Below are 19,848 nucleotides of genomic sequence, written 5' to 3'. Positions count from 1 at the left end.
CCTGTCCATGCATGTGCGTATGCAAAGACGAGCTGCGTCGCCTGAAAGCGGCACAGCGTTGGCATACCCTGGACTGACGATGCTGATGACACCGGACAGAACAACGACAACGCCGGCGCAGTCGCCGCGCCCCTTCCCGTTGGCATGTGTACGCCGGCTGGGGTAGACCTTTTGGACGCGTTGCTCGGTAATCCTTCCGCTGTCACCCCCTTCAGCCCGCTTGCGTTGGTGGCAAAACGAAAACGGATACCGCCCGCTTCACAGGTGAGCGGGCAGCTTTGGCGGGCTTTGCCAGTCGCTTCACTATTGGGCTGGAAAGTGCTGAGGCTTCTACTCTATTTAACGGCTAGAGAAGCTCCGTGGTTTTGTTTTTCGACGCCTTCGCGCCCGATCCGGTACGAGAGTACTATGGAGCATACTACAACGGCTTCTCCGCCGGCAACGTGCTTAGTCTCCTGCCAATGGTTTTGACCACCGTGTAGCCTTATCGCAACGAAAGGAGTATATACGTGCACCTGTTGCTGATCAGCGATTTGCCAGGCGTTAGTGGTATTGATCGAGCGACGGCATGCTTGCCGGGATCGGTCGATTATGCCGCTGGCTTGGCAGCACGTCAGGCCGAGCTAGCCGTGCTGATCACGCACCTGCGCGCGCTGGGCGCCAGCGCGATAACTGTGGTCGATTGGCATGCGTGGCACCCAGGCGCAACGCCGTTAACCCCAGCTGTGATGCCGGATAACGTCACGTTGCTCGACGGCGCACTATCGCAGCGCGTCGATGTCGCAATCGCACACGGGCTGCACGCGATGACGGGCGCCGAAGGGTTTTGCAGTCAGACGTTCGCCCCAGACCTTACCGTAACCGTCAACGGTCAGCCTGTTGGAGAACTTGCGCTTTTGGCATGGTGGCTTGGCGAACAAGGGATCCCACTCGGCCTGGTAGCTGGTGACCGCGCGCTCTCGCAAGAGGCGGAACGCTGGACCGAGCAGACGACAACCGTGACGGTGAAACGTGCACGAGGGTGGGATGCCGCACTGACACTGCCGCTCGAGCGTGCTGCTGCCGCATTGCAAGCTTCGCTTGAGCGAGTACTTGCGCGGCGTGAATTCTGGTGGGTCTACCGGCCACCGAGCCCGCTCGCCATTACTGTCGAGCGAGATGGTGTGCTGCTGGCACAGGATAGGGCGGTGAGCAGCCTACACGACTGGCTCACCGCCTTTCGACGAAAGCTTGGCGCGGCAGGGAGTTAGTCAAGAGGATCAAGGTCAAGCGAGGCCAGAAACGCCTGAAGATCCGGTGATAAACCGTCGTTCGTTGTGGGCCGGTCACTCGAGAATGGCGATACCCTTGGCATGCCACGCGTGCGTTGTGCTGCAAGGTGCACACTCTGCTGCGTCATGGTCATTGGGACACCAAGCACAGTCGCGAGAACGACACCATCCAGACCATGAGCCAGCACTGTATGCTGACTCGTTGGGCCAATGAATAGCAGGTGCGCTTCCAGACATCCTGCTCGATCGACGTCCAATTGCACCTCTGTCAGCTGTATGCCAACAGTATTGAGCACAGCGGCGAAGAGCCGAACAAGTCGCCCGTGTCCGCTCCCCAGTGCACATGGACAGTCCGCTAAGGCTTGGGCATCGCTCGGCGAGGCAGCGATGCCAAACCAGAAGTCATGTTCAACGCCGCGCACGATAATGACTGGATGCCCATGCGCTGTAGCCCATGCAATGCCGTGAACTCTTACTAGCCAGCGCTCCATTGCTCTCCCTCACCTTTCGCTGTTGGTGACTGGAACATCGGCACAACGAGGATGCGCTGCGCTTGCGGAACCGGCACAACGGTAAGGGCGCAGCCAAAGACAGACTCGAGTTGGTCAGCGATCAAGACAGCATCAGGCGGCCCACTCGCAACAAGCCGACCGCGGTGGAGCAGCCAGAGTTCGTCCGCGATGCTGGCAAGACCAAAATCATGGAGCACGGCGATGATAGCGACGCCGAGAGCTTGCAGTTCCTTAATGATGTGAATGAGCAACGCTTGACGGTGCAAATCGAGCGCGGCAGCTGGCTCATCGAGCAGGATCAGCGGTGCTTCTTGTGCTAGGACACGCGATAGTTGGACGAGCTCTTGTTCACCACCAGAGAGAGTAGGGTAGACGCGATCAGCTAGCGCCAGTGCACCGGTGCGCTCCAAGGCCTGCCGGATTATCAGGTTATCCGTGGCGGGTGGAACACGTCGCCAATGTGGTGCGCGTCCCATTTCCACCACTTGCCAGGCCGTGAACGCAAACTGCACGACTGTCTGCTGTGACAGGACAGCCCGACGCCGTGCAAGCTCCTCAGGTGAAAGGTCCTGCACAGGTTGGCCCTGAATCAGAACAACTCCCGACGAAGGCCGTAGTTCGCCAGCGAGCAGCCGTAACAGCGTCGTCTTACCAGCACCGTTGGGGCCAACGAGTGCATAGAACTTACCCGCTTGCACTTCAAGGGTGATGTGCTCGAGTACTGTCCGTTGGCCGACAGCATAGGAAAGGTCGTGGGCTTCGACCACGGTTACGTTGCTCATGCCCAACCCCCCTGTGCGCGTCGCGTGCGGCGCACAAGCCACAGGAAGAATGGTCCACCAATCGATCCCATGATGACCCCAAGGGGTAACTCAGTCGGGGCAACTACAGTGCGAGCAACCAGGTCAGCAAGCAGCACGATGATTGCACCGCCGATGGCGCTGAGTGGCAGCAGGGTGCGATGCGAGGGGCCGCAAAGCAAGCGAAGCACATGGGGAACGACAAGCCCAACGAAGCTAATTGCCCCAGCAACAGCGACGGAGGCGCCAGTCAGAATGGCTGCAACACAGATCACTTGCCAACGCAGCCGCTCAATCGGGACACCAAGATAAAATGCTTCACGTTCACCCAGCGCAAGGAGGTCAAGCGCACGTCCCCATCGGGGCGCAAGCAACAGCCCGGCGACAATGAAGGGAAGGGCACTGGCAACTGCACGCCATGTTCCACCACCCAAACTGCCCATCGACCAGAATACGACAGCGCGGAGTTGCTGATCTGAGGCGTAGTAGATCAGCAAATTCGTCGCAGCACCCGCTACAGCGTTGATTGCAATGCCGGCAAGCACGAGGGTTAGTACCTCAGTCCGCGCACCGACACGGGCAAGCCGGTAGGTCACTGCTGTAGCCAAGAGGCCGCCGGTGAAGGCTGCGATTGGCAGCACCCATAGACTGAAGGAGGCGAGGTTGAAGACGATCGTGGCGACGGCTGCTAATGAGGCACCGGCCGAGACACCGATGATATGGGGATCAGCGAGTGGGTTGCGGAACAGCCCTTGGAGTAGTGCGCCAGCTGTGGCAAGGGCACTACCCACCAGCATCGCAAGAAACACGCGTGGGAGGCGGATGACCCAGATCACTGCATCGAGTTGTGCTGGCACGTCACCTGCGAGCGCGCCAATGCCGAGATGATGCAGCAAGACAGCGAGCACTTGACGAGGCGTTGCCTCAACCGCGCCGATCATCACGTTGAGAATAACGGCGCCAAGTAGCAGCCCACTTGCAAGCGTAGCCATTCCCCAGGCTCGACCAGAGCGCCAGGCAGACGGAACCACTCCCGCTGGCTGCGATTGCGTTAGTACACGACTCATGATTGCTTCCCCAACTCTGGGTGCAACGCAAGCACTAATGTGCGCAGTGCCTGACCAGTGCGCGGCCCCATGCCAAGGAGGAACTGGCCATCATATGCCAGCACAGCACGGTGTTGGCCAGCTGGTGTCTGGGCAATGCCAGGCAACTGCAGTAAGCCATCAATGCCGCCTGTGGCTTCGAGATCAGTCGTGAAGATCAGGATGTAGTCAGGAGCTGCAGCTGTCATCGCTTCAGCGGTCAGTGTCTTGTAGCCCTGAATACCAGCGGCTGCTGCAGCATCGATCGCACCAGCCGCTTCGATCATCACGTGAGCGGCGGTGTTGGTTCCAGCAACCTGGGGTTCATGCGCTGACCCTGGGGAGTGAAGGTAGACTGCACGCGGATGGCTTGTGGCACGGGCTGCAAGTGCTTGTGCGTCCTTGATCTCCTGCTCAACTTGCCGTGCCAGCGCCTCGCCACGGTCGGGGACACCGAGCGCTCGGGCAACTTGTCGAATCTTAACCATTGGTGCATCAATCGAAGTCGGATTCTCGACGATCACAACGGGAATACCTGCCGCACGCACTTGGTCAAGCACTTGGGCTGGGCCGGCCAGGGGGGTGCCGATGACAACAGTCGGCTTTAACGAGAGGATGCCTTCAGCGCTCAACGCTCGCTGATACCCGATATGCGGCAGCTTCTTGAGCAGATCAGGTGGGTACGTTGCGCTTGTGTCGACGCCGACGATTCGATCGCCGAGCCCGAGGCTCCAGACAATCTCAGCAATATCACCGTTGACTGGGACGATCCGGCTCACATCCTGTACCGTTACTTGCTTCCCTGTCGCATCAGTGATCGTGACCGGGAGGGCTGTCGGCGTTGCTGGCGCAGGCGTCGGACTCGGCGTTGTTACGGTCGTGGTGGCTATTGTCGCCGTCGTGTTCCGGGTTGGGCTTGCAGCGGCTGTTGCGTTCGCCGTTGGGCGCGGCATTGTCGTGCTTGCTGTGCTTGGCGTTGGACTTGGGAATGGCGTTGAAGCGGCCATTGATGTTGTTGTTGGAGCAGTCGTTGCAGTCGGCTGTGAACGTTCGCCATTGCTGCAAGCGGCCAGGAAGCTGACGACGAGCATGACCATGAGGATGCGATACAGGCCTCGAACCATCGCTCCGTTCTCCCTTTCTTCTCACCCTTATCCCAAACCCGTGAGCGCGGAGCGAAAGGCGAGACCGTGCTACACTTGTGTGTGCAGCGCGGGGTCGCCTCTGCTCCCAAGGCCGGCGCGTGCTCGCGGCCTCGAGCGTGCGCCGGGCGATTCCGTGATGCGTGCCAAGAGCGGGCTGGCTGTGGCTAGCCCGCTTTATGCTGCCGGTACCCCCTGGGATCGTGGCAGCCGCTGATGGTTGTGCAAGCGCATCTCGCGGACAACGAGCCCGGTGGGGCTGGTTGTCACCTCGCGCATGCGCTCCGGCAAGGCCACGCCGTCTACCACGGTGTACTGGGCTTCGTGGACGCTCGTGCGCCGAATCTGTCCAGTGGCACGGTCGTGAAACACAACCACATAATGTGTGGGGAGCCAACGACCGTCAGGACCAGGCTCTCGCACGAGAGTAATGATGTGAAACGCTTCGTCGCCGATCTCACGGGCAACGAGCGTGATCACTCCATCGCGCACACGATAGCTCGAATGAAATGGATCATCGAGCAGGCGGATGCAATCGCCGAGCGGATGTTCTGGCGCCTGCTCAAGCACCAACTGATACCGTCCATCGCCAGCTTCGTACGGGCGTGGCCAGCGGTGCATGAGCTCGGATGCGAGTGTCTGCTTGACCCATTCGGCGAGGTCGGTTGACACTCCTGGCAGACAGACCTCAACGGCTCGTGGTGAAGAAGCCACAATACGACCATGCCCTCGCTGCTGGCCATCAGTGAGATCGACTTCGGCCGAGAAGCCGCCGAAATCGGTAGGATAGCGATAGCTGGCGTCATGTGCAGCACGGAGCACTGCGTGCGCGTGCTGCGTGCTCGTCTCAAGACTCACGCCTCACCTCCGGATGCTACTGGACTACCCGATATAGCGTTGCTGGCCAGGACACGCTGGAGCGCATCAGCAGCGTGCTGTCCATCAATCCACATTGTGACCTCGGCAGCTGGGCGGCGATCTGGGGCATTCGGTACCACAGCTGGATAGCCGAGGTAAATGAAGCCGAGCAGCACAGCGTGCTCGGGCAGACCGAGGAATTGCTTCACCCCTGGATCCTCGATCGCACGGCCAGTTCGCCAGATTGCGCCAAGGCCAAGGGCATGCGCCGCGAGCAACATGTTCTGGATCGCGGCAGCTCCAGCGCTTAGTTCATCAAGTAGCTGGGCCTTGGGATCAGGCTCAACAGCCACGGCGATGATCACAGGAGCGCGAAGCGGTTTGCTGCGGACCGCCTCGCGTTTCGTCGGAGAAAGTGAGGGGTCACGTGCTAATACCTCACCGAGTGCAGCACGCGCTTCACCAGTGAGGACAAAAAAGCGCCAGGGCTGCGTTAGGTGATGGTTCGGCGCCCACGTTGCCGCTTCGATCACCTGCATCACCAGCTCTGGGCATATAGGGTCGGGCCGCATGGCCTTGACGCTGCGGCGCTCACGCAGCGCGGCCAGAATTGCTTGCCCGTCTGTTTGCTGTGGCTTGTCCAATGACTCCCTCCCCTACCACTATGAATCCTGACTAGTTTAGTCGGGATTATTCTAACCAGAGCCTGCCTGCGCTGTCAAACCTGAGCCCTAGGCAGACTTGCTCGCCATTGGGCCGATACCGGCATGTGCCTCGAGAACACGAAGCAACGCCGTAAAGTCGTGCTCACTCATCCCTCGTGCCACGCCTTCGATCGCATGCTGCCGAATCAGATCGGCAAGCGGTAACGGTGTAGTAGTCGCCTCAGCCAACGCCAGCGCAAGCCGCACGTCCTTGAGACCGAGGCGTAGGCGGAACGCTGGCTGATCGAAGCGCTCAGCTAACAAGAGCTGGCTATAGCTTTCAACCAATGGTGAGCGGAAAACCGCGTTGACGACCTCAGCGAAGCGAGCACGCTCGATGCCAGCTTTGCCAGCGAGCACAAAGGACTCGCAAAGGGCTTCAACCATTGCTGTCAACAGGAAGTTGCCAATGACCTTAACGGCATGTGCGAGTTCGGGTGCCTCGCCAACCACAAACAGGTCAGGCCCAAGTGCATGGAAAAGTGGGCGAAGCATGTCAAGAGTCTCGCGCGGCCCAGCTGCCACGATACGCAATCCACCCTGTTCAGCGACACTGGGACGGCCGAAAACTGGAGCGGCGACGTAGCGCTGGTCACGCTGGCGGTGCAGCCGTGCAAGATCAGCTGAGAAGGCAACGCTCAGCGTGCTGGCGGCGACATGGACACCACCAACCGGCAAGCCGGCCAGAATACCATCGACGCCTTCGACGACCGCACGCGTGGCATCATCGTCAGCAAGCATGGTGAACACGATACCGACACGAGCAGCCTCAGCCGGCGTTGCGGCGAGATGGGCACCGTCGGAAACGAGCTGCTCAGCTCGTTCCGGTGTGCGGTTCCAGACCCAAACCTCATGCCCAGCGCGCAGCATGTTGCGTGCCATCGGGAAGCCCATGTTGCCAAGACCGATGAATCCTACCTTCATTGCTCGCCTCCTTCCCTGTCCGATGCTGTGTCTCGTGTATGACACGGTGCCGCTTCGTGATGATGCCCAGAACAGGACAGAACGCTTATCATGCAGACAGCAGGCAAGTGCACACGGTGATGCTGGGGACACTGGTGGGGCATGCTGATACTCGCCCTAGCTCATGTCTTGCGGCCGGTATTGCAATGCCTCGGCAACGAACGCAGACGTAATACGCTCGCTACCCGCCAGGTCGGCAATCGTGCGGGCAACTTTCAAGACGCGGTGGTATGCACGGGCAGAGAGGCCAAACTGCCGGACAGCCGTCCGCAGCAACTGTTCCCCCGCGTCATCGAGCTGGCAATGGATCTGGACCTCCGCCGGCGTCATGTCGCTGTTGAGCTTACGCGAATCGCCAAACCGGCGAGCTTGGCGACGCCGCGCAGCGATGACACGCTCACGCACCGCAGCCGACGGTTCGCCGCGTCGCCGGTCGGCCAGTTTCTCGTACTCAACCCGGGGCACGTGCAGAAAGAGGTCGATACGGTCGAGCAGTGGACCAGAGATGCGTTTTTGATAGCGCGCGATCTCTGCTGGGCTACAGGTGCAGGGATGATGGGGATCGCCAGCATAGCCGCACGGACAGGGATTCATCGCAGCAACCAATATGAAGTTAGCTGGAAAGGTCAAGGCTCCACTTGCCCGCGAGATTGTGACAACGCGGTCTTCAAGCGGCTGCCGCAACACTTCAAGCACACGCCCGCTAAATTCGGGCAGCTCGTCGAGGAAAAGCACGCCACGGTGTGCTAGCGTGACTTCGCCAGGACGCGGCCATGCACCACCGCCGATCATGCCAGCGTAGCTCACCGTGTGATGTGGGGCCCGAAACGGCCGGTTGCGGACGAGCGGCTTTCCCGGCGGCAGCAAGCCGGCCACCGAGTAGATGCGCGCAACCTCCAGTGCTTCTTCGCGTCCGAGCGGCGGTAGAATCGTCGGCAGAGCCCGGGCAAGGAGGGTCTTGCCAGCACCAGGTGGCCCAACAGCTAGCAAATTATGCGCTCCAGCTGCGGCGAGCTCGAGACCGCGCTTGACATGTTCCTGCCCCTTGATGTCAGCAAAATCAATCCCTGGGTCAACGATCGTGTCCTCTTCCGACAATGCTGGCGGAGCGAAGGGCGCGATTGGCTGCTCACCGGTGAGGTGGGCCACGAGTTCAGCTAAGGAATTGACAGGGATCACCTCGACACCGTCGACAAGTGCCGCTTCGGCGGCATCGACAGCCGGCACAATCGCTCGCCGAATGCCGTGGGCGTGGGCAACACCAACCATCGGCAGAATGCCGGTCGTGTGGCGCACGGTACCGTCGAGGGAGAGTTCGCCGAGGACGACAGTCTGACTCAGATCAGCCTCGAGTTGTCCTGAGGCAAGCAAGATCCCAAGCGCAATCGGCAGGTCGTAGGCCGGGCCGGCTTTCCGAATATCAGCTGGCGCAAGGTTTACCGTAACACGCCCAAGCGGGAACTTCGCGCCAGAGTTGCGAATGGCTGACCGTACACGTTCGCGTGCTTCTTGGACGGCGGTATCCGGCAACCCGACGACAGCAAGGTGAGGAACCCCCGAGCCAACGTCGACTTCAACCTCGACAAGTACCCCTTCCAGCCCGACCACAGCACAGCTGAGCACGCGCGCAAGCACCGCATCCCCTTCCCCGCCCGTCGCTACTCGCTACTTCATTCTAGCTGAAGCTTGACCAAGGCAAACATACTCAGCACCGCTGGAGGCTCACTCGTCGCTGGTTTTGTCTGGTACAAAGCCAGGAGTAGCGGTAGCTCGGCGCAAGCGAGCAAGGCAGCGGGGGTGGCGTTAGGTGCGTGATGAGCCAGAGCGGCCGCCAGCATGGCCAATGCGCTCGCCCGTTATTCCGGCCCAAAGCCAAAGGCCAGCTGGCAGACCAAATACGAGAAATGTGCGTCCCCAAATTATTGTCCCGGCGAGTGCAAACGCTCCCCAGGCAAGTCCGGCAACAACCCAAACCACTCGCCGTTGCGAGCGGGCGACGAGCAGTGGCATGATGGCCAGGGCTATCAGAAGCAAGATCCAATCGACGCGTTGCAGCCCCATCACCGACGTTAACGAGCAAGGCAACGTACCCGGACGGCATCGCTCGGCAACGAAGAGCGCAAGCAAAGCATCAGACAGCCAAGCACAGCCGGCACCGGCCCAGACCGTGTCAATCGGCCCTGATGCGACTACCACGGTTGTCCTCCTAACATACGAAACGCCACTTATCGGCGACTGCCAGGGCCAGAAAGGCCACGCGGTGTTCTCCTCCCAACACACGAAACGCCGCTGAGCCAGCCGCGGCGCACACGGCCCACAGTATCCTGCGAACACGAGGCAAACAGCAACATGCGAGCCAGTGCGTACAGCAGTAGCAGGCAAGCAAGGGGACGTGTAAAGTAGCCAAGAGCCTCGGCATGATCGGGGCAGTATCGGGAAGAGGAGCAGGAGTCGATGAGCGAACGACGCAAGCGTACGAGGTCGGCTGAGGCTGACAGCGAAGGCTTTACCCCTGAAGAGCGTGCCGCGATGCGGGAGCGTGCACGCGAGCTACGGGCTGAACGGCGGAATGCTCAGGTCGATGGAGAGATAGCCGTGCGTGCGAAGATCGCCGAGATGCCGGAACCCGACCGTACGCTCGCCGAGCGGATCCACGCTCTTGTTACCGCAACGGCTCCTGAGCTGACACCGCGCCTATGGTATGGCATGCCCGCCTACGCCAAGGATGGGAAAGTCCTCTGCTTCTTTCAGGGCGCTTCAAAGTTCAATGCACGCTATGCGACGCTGGGGTTTACGGACGCAGCAACGCTTGACGAGGGCACGATGTGGCCCACGGCCTACGCTGTGACAGCCTTGACGCCTGAGGTCGAGGCTATGATCGTTGCTCTTGTGCGCAAGGCCACGCGCTCCTCACCAGAGGCCATCTCCGAAGAGGCCGGTAACGTCACGCGCTAGCCCTGATTCCATCTGCGTTGACTCTCAAGCGGCACTCCAGCTGAGGGCGACGAGTTCGCCTGATGCGTTCAGGACTCGCCACGCCATGAAGGCCAATACAGGCTCAGGCAAGGTTCTTGGCGTTGAGGGACAGGATGCTGGTGGCCACCAGAAGGGGGCAATACCAGCGCAGTCAGACGAGGACGTCCTGAGCAAGAGAGGTAAATCTCGCTCTGCCTCTCTTGGTGAATCGCTCAACCTTTTGGCTGCTGGTGTGGTTTGATCTCACGGAACACGCCAGATGCGCATTCTGCTTATCGAAGATGAGGCATGACTTGCGGTGATGGTACAGCAGTCCTTGCGCAAGCAAGGCTATGCGGTATCCGGTGCCACTGCGTGCCGATCGGTGCTGCCCGGTTGCCGGTTGGCCTACCCCAGTCGCATCCCTGCATGACGCCGCTCTGGATCCAATACGGCCGGCGTCAGGTGTGCCACGGTATTTTGACGTGGCGACGATGTGAGCGCTGCTCCAACGGTCTATCTTGCTGAGTAACCCAGCGGTGAACCACCGGACTCACACGAGAACGGGGCGCTTGCTCCGCCTTTTTTCGTGCTATATTGTTCAACAAAGCAATTGAAGATCTTGCCTGGCGGGATAGGCCGCTATCGCTGAAAGGATAAGTCCCTGTGGTTACTCACCGTGCTTTCAAGGTTGCGCTCTATAGCGAACTTGCACGCATCGGCCAGGCACTCGCCCACCCGCTCCGGATCGAACTGCTCGATCTGCTCGCACAAGCCGAGCGGAGTGTCGAGGATCTCGCTGCCGAACTTGCCCTGCCCGTTGCCAACGTTTCCCAGCACTTGCAAGCCCTGCGGCGTGCCAGGATTGTCATCAGTCGGCGTGCCGGTACCCGTGTCTTCTATCGACTCGCTGGCGATGACATTGCCCGACTCCTCCTGACGTTGCGTGAAGTCGGTGAAAACCACCTTGCAGAAGTCGATGCCGTGCTCACCCAGCATGTTGGCCAGCGAGAGCGTGCGCCGTTTCCCACCGATACTCTTTCCGACGCCGTCCGTGCTGGCCAGATCGTGCTGCTCGACGTGCGGCCAGCAAACGAGTTTGCTGCGGGACACCTGCCGGGCGCACGCTCCCTGCCGCTTGCGCATCTCGCTAGCCATCTTGCTGAACTCCCCCGTGACCGCCCAATCGTCGTCTATTGCCGCGGACGATTCTGCACGTTTGCTGACGAGGCTGTCGCAATACTCCGTCAGCACGGCTTCACCGCATGGCGTATTGATGACAGCCCGGCTGACTGGCGAGCCCGTGGTTGGCCGGTTGAGGTCGCGGTGATGGAATCACCGAGGCCGTAACCCGCTTGGGCGCACTTCTCCAGGAGCAGCCGAGATTCCGGCTGATCGTTGCGAAAGGATTAGGCGTATGCGTGTCGAGACATTGCGGTCTCTCCTTGAACAAGGTCACCCGATAACCATCCTCGACGTCCGCCCGGAACCGGAGCGACAGGACTGGGCAATTCCCAATAGCCTCTTTTTCCCCGGGCTGTACGAAGCAGTCAACCAGGGCAATGAGCAGGCACTTGATGCCGTCGCTCTACCCACTGACCAATTGATCGTAGTCGTCTGTGGTGCTGGCAAGACGAGCCAACACGTGGCAGCGTTGCTTCGCGCACGGGGCTACCAAGCAGAGTCCCTTGAAGGAGGCATGCGAGCGTGGAGCTTTGCCTGGAACGTGGCACGAACAGTGCTTGCCGACGGTACGGTGCTCTATCAAGTGCGCCGGGTTGGCAAGGGATGTCTCTCGTACCTCCTTGTGGCTGGCGGAAAGGCTTTGATTATCGATCCAGCGATCGATGCCGCGGTGTTCGCTCAGCTTGCTGCTGCTGAGGGTGCCCAGATCATCGGCGTTGCAGAGACCCACCTGCACGCAGATCACCTCTCGCGTGCGCCACAGCTTGTCACTCGATTTGGCGTTCCCCGCTACCTCGGTGTGTCAACGCGGGCACACTTCCCTGTCATCCCACTTGACGACGGCGCGACCATAACCATTGGGCCGACAACACTAAGAGTCCTTGCTACCCCAGGGCATACCTGGGAAAGCATTTCCTTTTGGCATCCGGCTGGCGCTGTGTTTACCGGCGATACGCTCTTTCTTGAAGGTATTGGCCGTGTCGACCTTGAGGCGCACAGCGACGAAGCGCTCCACCGTGCACAGGCGCTGGTGCGCTCGCTCCAGCGGTTGCAGGCGCTCCCAGCGGAAACTCTCGTCTTTCCTGGGCATACAGCGCAGCCACCTCGCTTTGATGGCCAACCGCTTTGCGCGAGCCTCGGGACACTCCGAGAGCACCTCCCACTGCTCCAGGTCGAGCCATCAGCTCTTGTTGACCACCTGCTTGCTCATCAACCCGAACCGCCAGCCCATTTCGCTGAGATCGTCGCGCTCAACTTGGCTGGCGCCGCGATCGACGATCCCGAGCAACTGGCAACGCTTGAAGCTGGCGCAAACCGCTGTGCCGTGCGCTAGGCGAGGAGGCGCAGGATGGCGCAGACGAAGGAGACGGTGGTCCTCGGGCTCCGGGCAAATTGGGCTCAGTTTACCTTGCTGGTCGTGGTCAATGCCTTTGTCGGCAGCATGGTCGGCGTCGAGCGCGCTATCCTGCCACTCCTGGCTGAGCACGATTTCGGCATTGCCTCGCGGGCCGCAGCGTTATCCTTCATTGCAAGTTTTGGTGCAGTCAAAGCGCTCACCAACCTCTTTGCTGGCCGCCTGAGTGACCGAATCGGGCGCAAGCCGGTGCTCGTCGCTGGTTGGCTTGCCGGACTGCCGGTGCCACTGCTCATTATCGCCGCGCCGACGTGGGGATGGGTCGTTGCCGCCAACGTGCTACTCGGACTCAACCAGGGGCTCGCATGGTCGATGACGGTGACGATGAAGATCGACCTTGTCGGTCCGCGCTGGCGTGGGCTGGCTATGGGACTCAATGAAGCGGCTGGCTACGGAGCTGTCGCGCTCGCAGCCTTCGGTGCCAGTGCGATCGCTGCAGCCACCGCGATCCGTCCGTGGCCGTTCGCCCTCGCGCTTGGCTGTGCCCTTGCAGGGCTGGTGCTCTCGGTTGGCTTCGTGCACGAGACGCAGCGCTACGCAGCGCGCGAGGCAAGCGACATGTCGCTGTCCCACCCCGATAGTGCTGTAGCGAGCGTTGGGCAGCTCCTGGTCATGAGCGTACGGCAACCAGCGTTCTTCGCCTTCTGTCAGGCTGGCCTCGTGAATAACCTGAATGACGGCATGGCATGGGGGTTACTGCCACTCTACTTCGCAGCCCGCGGACTTGGGCTGGAGACGATCGGTGGACTCGCCGCCCTTTACCCTGCTGTGTGGGGCATCGGGCAGCTGTTCACAGGCGCACTGTCCGACCACGTTGGCCGGGTTGGCTTGATTGCCGGAGGGATGGCTGTGCAGGCACTCGGCATTGGTCTCATCCTGCTCACCCATACTGTTGCCGGTTGGGCCATCGCGATGGTCCTGCTTGGCATCGGTACAGCGATGGTTTATCCAACCCTGCTGGCAGCGGTCTCTGACGTCGCCCACCCGCTCTGGCGTGCTTCCGCGGTTGGCATCTACCGGCTCTGGCGGGACGCTGGCTACCCGATCGGTGTGCTCTTGACGGGCATCGTAGCCGATACATTCGGGGCGCGGACGGGGATTGCCGTCGTTGGCCTGCTCACGGCTGCTTCGGGTCTTGCCTCCCTGCTCGGGAGTCGCTCTTCCCATCATTGATGCCCCTGGGCCGAAACACTGCAGTGTGGGTGAGCTGACCGTCGCAGGGAGATGGCATTGCCTCACGAGCAGGTGGGGCAAGACGAGTTCAACATGATTTAATAAAACCTACTTGACACGAGTCGTGTTAATCCCGTATCCTTTCCCTTGGAAACATGATCAGGAGCCCCGGGTACGGGGCAGGAGGGAGGACGAATCATGCTAGAGCGTTGGAATCCGCTTGCCGAGCTAGACCGGATGGTTGACGAGATGAACCGGTTGGCTGAGGCACTGACGGCCCGGCCGCGCTCAGCGGTGCGCCTGGCGACCAGGCCAGCAACTGACGTCTACGAGACCGAGGACGCTGTTGTTATCAAGCTGGCAGCGCCCGGCGCTAAGCCAGAAGATCTTGAGGTGACGATCGAACAAGGCACAGTGACCATCCGCGGTCGGTTTGGGTACAGCCTCAGCGAAGACGAAGCCAAGAAGGCGACATGGTATCGCCGGGAGATCGGCGCGGGCCAGTTCGCAGAGACCATTACCCTGCCACGGCCGGTCGATGCTGACAAGGCAGAGGCGACGGTCGCTGATGGGATTGTCACACTGGTCTTCCCGAAGGCCGAGACGGCGCGTGTCAAGCGGATTACCATCCAGTCTCGCGCAAACTAATCTCGCTCGATCACCGAAGCGACATCGCCTGCAATCTCAGAGGGGAGGTGGGTCACCATGGCTGCACGAGTACTTGACGATGAAGCAATTCAGAAGGCGGTCATGGAGGAACTCGAGTGGGATCCAGAGGTCGAGGTGACCGATGTTGGGGTCGCCGTCGACCAGGGAGTAGTGACATTAACCGGTACCGTTGACAGCTTCCTCAAGAAGTGGGCAGCGGAGCGCGCCGCGCTGCGAGTTGAAGGTGTCCGTGCCGTCGTCAACCATATCGAAGTCGTGCCGCGCGGGTTGGGTATTCGCACAGATGAGGATATCGCGCGGGCGGTGGTGACGGCGCTGGAGGAGAACCCGTCGGTACCAGCCGACAAGATTAAGGTTCGCGTCGAAGAAGGCCGTGTGACACTGGAAGGCGAAGTCGACTGGCACTACCAGCGGCGTGAGGCCGAGGAGTCGGCTCGCCGGGTGTCGGGTGTCAAGTCGGTTATCAACCTGATCACGGTCAAGCAGCCGACGGTCGCTCCAGACACGATCAAGCGCCAGATTGAGCAAGCCTTTGTTCGCCATGCTGAGCTGGATGCCAAAAGCATCCAGGTGCGGGTCGAAGAGGGCGGCCACGTCGTGCTGACCGGTACAGTGCGCTCATGGGCTGAGCGTAAGGAAGCCGAAGAGGCGGCCTGGCGCGCTCCAGGTGTGACGAAGGTCACCAACCTGATTCGCGTCCAGGTGCCGTAATCCTCATTCTGCGTCCACACCACTGCACGCCAACGTGCTCCCGGGAGTCTGGCTCCTCTCCCGGGAGCACGATTGGTTCTTCCCAGGCTGGTGATCTGCACTCGGCATGTGCGCGATAGCCTCAGCGCCAATCGACAAACAGCAGGCCGCGACTCTTGCAGGTCACGAATCCCTGATGATCGTCTCGATCAATGAGCAACTGCGGACAATGCAGCGATGGTGCCAGCTCGTTTCATCCGGCCACATCATCGCCCCTTGACAGCACTCGGCCGAGTCGCTATCATTCCAGTGTACGTACATGCGTAGGGATGCAGGGTTTTCGCGTAGTCGAGTAGCCGGCAAAACCGGGACATCTTTCCCATCGTCATTGAGGGAGCAGTTGCCAATATATCCACAACAAACGGCGCAGTAACGAAACTCGTGCGTGTGAGAGCGGCAGATGAGTGAGGAGGCGAAGCGCGTGAACAAAGAAATTGAGCTCTTTCCTGTTACGATTTTCCCCAATCCATGTTCCAGTGAGGCGGCGTGGCTGGCCGTAGCGTGTGAACCCGATACGGTGCCAGGCGAGGCAACACGCTCGTGTGTGGTGTTGCACTTCTGGCGTCGCCAGCCACAGTGTCCACCGATTGGGCAAGGTGATACCCCGGATGCGGCGCTCAATGCCCTGTTGTCGCAGTTGAGCATGCGCGGACAGCCGCGCTGAAGGAGAAGGGAGCCGGTCATGATTGGGCAGCGCGAGGCCATCACGACGATTGTCAATGCCGTGCGGTCGGCCGGGTTGCCGCTTACGGCCTGGTATGTCGACGGCGGAGCGTTGCACCTCCTGCTCGCAGGCGGACAGGAGTTTTCGACATCGCTGGAGGGTGATCAGCCGCCAGCACCAAGCAGCATCGTCACTGAACTACTCCGTTCCCTGGGCTGGCCTTCCTTGCCGGTCACCGTTCGAGCGATGGATGAGATTGCCGAGCTGACGCCAACGGAGGCAGCACGCTGGCGGTTTGTGCGCTGGCTCATCAGCACCGGCCGCATTAGTGGGGATACGACGGCGGCACTTGTGTGCTAGTCGATCTGTCTGGCTCCAACCGATACTAATCTCCCCTGAGCACAAGCGAGCATGCCTGCTAGACTAAAGGGCAAGCGCGGTGCAGGGAGACGGGGGTATGACCGAGCAACCGAGCCAGCCATTCGGGGATGCAGGGGTGCCGCCAGAAGCAGCTGGCGGCGAACTCGAACCATATGAGCATGGCGCTGTGCAAGACGCGTTCGTAGAATTTCAAGCGTTCCTGCACGCCGCCGCGGAGCAATCTGTTCTCGCGGCTCTCGACCGCGTGCAGCCGCCAAAGCGCTTGCTCGAGATCAATGACTTGAGCGGGTTACGGCGCTGGTGGGTTACGCTGCGGCCAGTGGCGAGCCTGCGGCAAGCGGCGGCATTCCGTGAAGCCTTGGCCCAGCTCCCGTTCTGTATTAGTGCCCATGCACACACGCTGAGCAGCATGGAGATCACCTTTCGGGTTACTACCGTCCATTTGCAACCGAGTGAAGTCCAGGCCCGGGTTGAGCAGGCCTTACAGCAGGCTGGCTATCCTGGCCAGGTGACCGTCGTGCCACGGCTTGATGCTGATCCATAGACAGGGGCAGGCATGCCATTCTATGGCGACCTTGACGACTTTCCGCTCCATCTCATTATTCAGGGGCTGAGCCACACGGCAAAGTCAGGCCGCCTGACGCTTGGCACTGCAGCCGATGAGATTACGCTCGTCTTCGATCGCGGACGGGTAGCGGCAGTCCTGGCGAGTGATGGGCGCCTTCGCCTGGGGCGTATGCTCGTTGAAAAGGGCTATATCTCAGAAGAAGTGTTAGAGCAGGCTCTGGCCCTGCAGAGCGTGAGCCATGAGCCCGCCCGGCTTGGTGAATTGCTCGTCCTCCTTGGGCACGCAACTCCACAACAGATTAAGGAGGCACTCGCTGCGCTCCTGGAAGAATCGCTCTTCCGCATTCTCGTCCACCCGGGTGGCTCGTTCGCGTTTATTCCGGAGCTCCCCGAGGCTATCCCGGATCAAACCGTGCTCGATGGTACGCCCCTCGAGCCGCTCGTCCTTAACGCAATCCGTCGGGCTGATGAGTGGCTTGCAGCGCGCGGACGAGCCGAGCTGATCGAACTGGTTGAGACCTTGCCGGATCCGGCGGTGCTCGATCAGCTGCGCCCGAACGAGCGCACCGTGCTACTCGCATTGATCAACGGAGCCACCACGCTCCATGACTTGCTTGCTGAGACGGGGCAGTCGCTCAACGGGCTTGACCGTACCATCGCGCAACTCGTTGCATTAGGCCTGGTGCAAGTACGCGAAGCCCAGCCAGCGGATCCACGCGCTAGCGACGGGTAAAGACGACGCCGAGTACGGTTGCGCCGGCCCGTTCGAGCGCGGCTTTCGCTTCTTGTGCGGCGGTTCGACGCGTGCGTCCCCCTTCGACGAGGAGCAAGGCTCCATCGACCAATGATGCGAGCGCCAGTGCGTCGCCGTATGTCGGTAGTGGCGCCGCTGTTAGAATCAGTGCGTCGGCCTGAGACTCAAGTGTCGTCATCAGATGGTCAAGTGGGGCCGCAGCGAGGAGATCAGCTGGGCTCGTGCCTTCGCCGAGTTGGCCGGCTGGCAGCACGGCCAGGCGCTCGTAGCTAGTGGCATGTGGTGCAGGCTCCCGTTGGTCACGGCACTTGAGCCACTCAGCCAAACCAGGGGTCGGCGGCAGATCAAAGAGATGATGCAGGTGACCACCGCGTAAGTCAGTATCGATAAGCACAACCCGCTCGCCAGCAAGCGCGCGCGCTAGCCCGACATTGGCCGCGACCACCGCAGTTGCACTGCTGTCACCAGGGCTAACGAGTAGCAGTCGCCGCACTGGCTGCTGTCGTCCGCGAAACCGCAAGCTCAACGCCAATGCGCGATAGGCCTCTGCCTCAGCCGAACGTGGCTGTGTGACAACGACAAGCGCTGATGATGCCATCCTGTACTCCTCACGTCTCCCTCGCCGCACCCCATTGAGTCGGGCTATCGAATCCAGGCCGAGTGCTCGCTGCACATCGGCTTCGGTATAGAGCGTGTCGTCGATGTATTCAAGGGCAAAAGCCAATAACACCCCCAATGCCAACCCGAGCACGCCGCCAGCCGCAGTATTGAGCTTCACGCGAGGGCCAGTCGGAATACTGGGCGGCGTTGCGGTGTCTAGCTTGCTTACCAGCAGCGTGCCGGGTGGCTTCCCGGTCTGTGGATCGCGGAACTGGGCCAGCACTTGCTGCATTTGATTTTGCATCTGCGCCACAAAGGCATCTGCAACAGCGTTAGCGATGGCCGCGGCGCGTTGCGGATCAGTATCAGTCACGACCAGCTGAACTGTGTTGCTATTCTGGTCGCGCGCCAGTGCAAGCGTGCTCAGGGCATAGCCTGGATCAACTGACAGGCCAGCTCGCTGCAATGCCTGGCGGACAAAATCACCGTTGCGGATCATATCCTGAAAGACGCCGAGCTGGTTTTTGGCATAGAGATCAAGCCAGTAATCGGGCGGTTGGGCTTGGGCGATAATGCGGACGCTGACCTGGTACGTGGGGGGCTGGAACCGGCTGTAGCCGAAGGCAACGGCTGCCGCCGCCAGCATCGCCAGTACCAGCACCCACCAGCGTCGCCAGAGGATGGCGACGTACTCTTCCGGACGCATTGCCTACCGCCGCACCTGGACAACACCAAGCACCGGCAGACCGAGCGCGGCCTGAGCGGCCTCGGGCGCGTCAAGCGTATCAACGAGGTAATCGACGAAAAAGGCAACCAGTATGCCTCCAACGATGCCAACCAGCAGTTCAGCAACCCAAATGAGCACGAGGCGCGTGCGATTGGACTTGGCTTCAACCGGCTGGTCGATGGTTTTGATCAACGCCTGTCTCTGGGGATCAGTGAAGCCGAAGTACGCAGTACCGTGCTGTTCGAGCACTTGGGCAGCAGTGCGGGCGATGGCAAGCGCCTCCTCTGGCGTGGTTGCAGTGACCGTAATTGCCAACGCACGGTTCCGGCGGCTGACGCTGATGGCGTCTTGCACTTTTGCTGGAGTTAGGTCGATCCCCTGTGCCTTCAGCGCCTGGGCTACGTCACTCGCGAAAACATTACCCCGGACGACCTCGGTAAAGTCGTCGAGGGTGTACTCACTGGCAAGATAGTTGTAGTACTCGTCATAGCGAAAGACCGTCGTTGGGGTCTCTTGAGGAATGCGCGTTGCGATCATTCGCGCGGTCGCCGTGTATGATGGATGCGCACGCACAGCTTGGACGATAATGCCGACCAGGACCAGTGCCGGCACGAGTACAAGAATCCAACGACGTCGCCACAGGATGGCGAGATAGTCGCGGATTTCCATATTCG

The 19,848-nt window shown here is 60.7% G+C and carries 22 protein-coding genes; 11 read left to right on the top strand and 11 right to left on the bottom strand.

All coding sequences use genetic code 11. The features are described from left to right. Positions 1 to 509: 509 nt before the first annotated feature. Positions 510 to 1,250 carry a M55 family metallopeptidase gene (locus N675_RS01770; protein WP_038037579.1) on the top strand — a complete coding sequence of 247 codons (741 nt, stop codon included), beginning with the start codon at positions 510 to 512 and terminating at the stop codon, positions 1,248 to 1,250. On the opposite strand, the gene N675_RS01765 is transcribed toward N675_RS01770, so the two are convergent. The 9 genes from N675_RS01765 to N675_RS01725 form a co-directional block, all read right to left on the bottom strand. Then, positions 1,247 to 1,762 (bottom strand): DUF151 domain-containing protein, encoded by a 516-nt coding sequence (locus tag N675_RS01765; protein ID WP_038037577.1) that lies wholly within the window; start codon positions 1,760 to 1,762, stop codon positions 1,247 to 1,249. The genes N675_RS01770 and N675_RS01765 overlap by 4 nt on opposite strands. After that, entirely contained in the window at positions 1,747 to 2,565 is an 819-nt protein-coding gene (locus tag N675_RS01760; protein WP_051913827.1) for a heme ABC transporter ATP-binding protein, read from the bottom strand. Before N675_RS01760 ends, N675_RS01765 begins: the two co-directional genes overlap by 16 nt. Beyond that, on the bottom strand, positions 2,562 to 3,650 hold the full coding sequence (locus tag N675_RS01755; RefSeq protein ID WP_038037575.1) for a FecCD family ABC transporter permease: 1,089 nt from the start codon (positions 3,648 to 3,650) through the stop codon (positions 2,562 to 2,564). The genes N675_RS01760 and N675_RS01755 overlap by 4 nt, the downstream gene beginning before the upstream one ends. Further along, positions 3,647 to 4,792 carry a heme/hemin ABC transporter substrate-binding protein gene (locus tag N675_RS01750; RefSeq protein WP_038037573.1) on the bottom strand — a complete coding sequence of 382 codons (1,146 nt, stop codon included), beginning with the start codon at positions 4,790 to 4,792 and terminating at the stop codon, positions 3,647 to 3,649. The genes N675_RS01755 and N675_RS01750 overlap by 4 nt, the downstream gene beginning before the upstream one ends. Positions 4,793 to 4,987: 195 nt before the next feature. Then, entirely contained in the window at positions 4,988 to 5,668 is a 681-nt protein-coding gene (locus N675_RS01745; RefSeq protein ID WP_038037571.1) for a DUF3386 family protein, read from the bottom strand. Beyond that, positions 5,665 to 6,312: a nitroreductase family protein gene (locus N675_RS01740; RefSeq protein ID WP_051913825.1), complete on the bottom strand. Its 648-nt coding sequence runs from the start codon at positions 6,310 to 6,312 to the stop codon at positions 5,665 to 5,667. Before N675_RS01740 ends, N675_RS01745 begins: the two co-directional genes overlap by 4 nt. An 87-nt stretch (positions 6,313 to 6,399) precedes the next feature. After that, positions 6,400 to 7,296, bottom strand: coding sequence for an NAD(P)-dependent oxidoreductase (locus N675_RS01735; RefSeq protein ID WP_051913823.1), 897 nt, complete (start codon positions 7,294 to 7,296; stop codon positions 6,400 to 6,402). A gap of 156 nt (positions 7,297 to 7,452) precedes the next feature. Next, on the bottom strand, positions 7,453 to 8,970 hold the full coding sequence (locus tag N675_RS01730) for a YifB family Mg chelatase-like AAA ATPase (RefSeq protein ID WP_038037569.1): 1,518 nt from the start codon (positions 8,968 to 8,970) through the stop codon (positions 7,453 to 7,455). Positions 8,971 to 9,138: 168 nt separating this feature from the next. Continuing rightward, positions 9,139 to 9,531, bottom strand: coding sequence for a hypothetical protein (locus tag N675_RS01725; protein WP_038037567.1), 393 nt, complete (start codon positions 9,529 to 9,531; stop codon positions 9,139 to 9,141). A 258-nt stretch (positions 9,532 to 9,789) separates the two neighbouring features. Here N675_RS01725 and N675_RS01720 point away from each other — a divergent pair, with 258 nt between their 5' ends. The 10 genes from N675_RS01720 to N675_RS01675 all read left to right on the top strand — a co-directional run bounded on the left by N675_RS01720 (position 9,790) and on the right by N675_RS01675 (position 17,826). Next, on the top strand, positions 9,790 to 10,290 hold the full coding sequence (locus tag N675_RS01720; protein WP_051913820.1) for an iron chaperone: 501 nt from the start codon (positions 9,790 to 9,792) through the stop codon (positions 10,288 to 10,290). 666 nt (positions 10,291 to 10,956) lie between these two features. Further along, positions 10,957 to 11,640: an ArsR/SmtB family transcription factor gene (locus N675_RS01715; RefSeq protein WP_038037565.1), complete on the top strand. Its 684-nt coding sequence runs from the start codon at positions 10,957 to 10,959 to the stop codon at positions 11,638 to 11,640. Between the two features lie 67 nt (positions 11,641 to 11,707). Next, positions 11,708 to 12,808 carry an MBL fold metallo-hydrolase gene (locus N675_RS01710; RefSeq protein ID WP_038037563.1) on the top strand — a complete coding sequence of 367 codons (1,101 nt, stop codon included), beginning with the start codon at positions 11,708 to 11,710 and terminating at the stop codon, positions 12,806 to 12,808. A gap of 15 nt (positions 12,809 to 12,823) precedes the next feature. Continuing rightward, positions 12,824 to 14,062, top strand: coding sequence for an MFS transporter (locus N675_RS01705; RefSeq protein ID WP_038037561.1), 1,239 nt, complete (start codon positions 12,824 to 12,826; stop codon positions 14,060 to 14,062). Between the two features lie 198 nt (positions 14,063 to 14,260). After that, complete coding sequence (locus N675_RS01700; RefSeq protein ID WP_038037560.1) at positions 14,261 to 14,710, top strand: Hsp20/alpha crystallin family protein; 450 nt, start codon at positions 14,261 to 14,263, stop codon at positions 14,708 to 14,710. A 57-nt stretch (positions 14,711 to 14,767) separates the two neighbouring features. Continuing rightward, complete coding sequence (locus N675_RS01695; protein WP_038037559.1) at positions 14,768 to 15,442, top strand: BON domain-containing protein; 675 nt, start codon at positions 14,768 to 14,770, stop codon at positions 15,440 to 15,442. A gap of 460 nt (positions 15,443 to 15,902) precedes the next feature. After that, complete coding sequence (locus tag N675_RS01690; RefSeq protein WP_038037558.1) at positions 15,903 to 16,145, top strand: hypothetical protein; 243 nt, start codon at positions 15,903 to 15,905, stop codon at positions 16,143 to 16,145. An 18-nt stretch (positions 16,146 to 16,163) separates the two neighbouring features. Next, the gene (locus N675_RS01685; protein WP_038037557.1) at positions 16,164 to 16,505 is read left to right on the top strand and encodes a hypothetical protein; all 342 of its coding nucleotides are present in this window, start codon (positions 16,164 to 16,166) and stop codon (positions 16,503 to 16,505) included. A 97-nt stretch (positions 16,506 to 16,602) separates the two neighbouring features. After that, positions 16,603 to 17,070, top strand: a complete 468-nt coding sequence (locus N675_RS01680) for a hypothetical protein (RefSeq protein WP_038037556.1) — start codon at positions 16,603 to 16,605, stop codon at positions 17,068 to 17,070. Between the two features lie 12 nt (positions 17,071 to 17,082). Then, the gene (locus tag N675_RS01675) at positions 17,083 to 17,826 is read left to right on the top strand and encodes a DUF4388 domain-containing protein (protein ID WP_038037555.1); all 744 of its coding nucleotides are present in this window, start codon (positions 17,083 to 17,085) and stop codon (positions 17,824 to 17,826) included. Here the strand turns inward: N675_RS01675 and N675_RS13920 are convergent. Further along, entirely contained in the window at positions 17,813 to 19,153 is a 1,341-nt protein-coding gene (locus tag N675_RS13920; protein WP_081886763.1) for a tyrosine-protein kinase domain-containing protein, read from the bottom strand. The genes N675_RS01675 and N675_RS13920 overlap by 14 nt on opposite strands. 3 nt (positions 19,154 to 19,156) lie before the next feature. Next, entirely contained in the window at positions 19,157 to 19,843 is a 687-nt protein-coding gene (locus N675_RS01660; RefSeq protein WP_038037554.1) for a YveK family protein, read from the bottom strand. Positions 19,844 to 19,848 lie beyond the last annotated feature (5 nt).

The sequence above is a fragment of the Thermorudis peleae genome (assembly GCF_000744775.1).
Lineage (GTDB): Bacteria > Chloroflexota > Chloroflexia > Thermomicrobiales > Thermomicrobiaceae > Thermorudis > Thermorudis peleae.
This window is presented reverse-complemented; position numbering and strand designations above follow the sequence as displayed.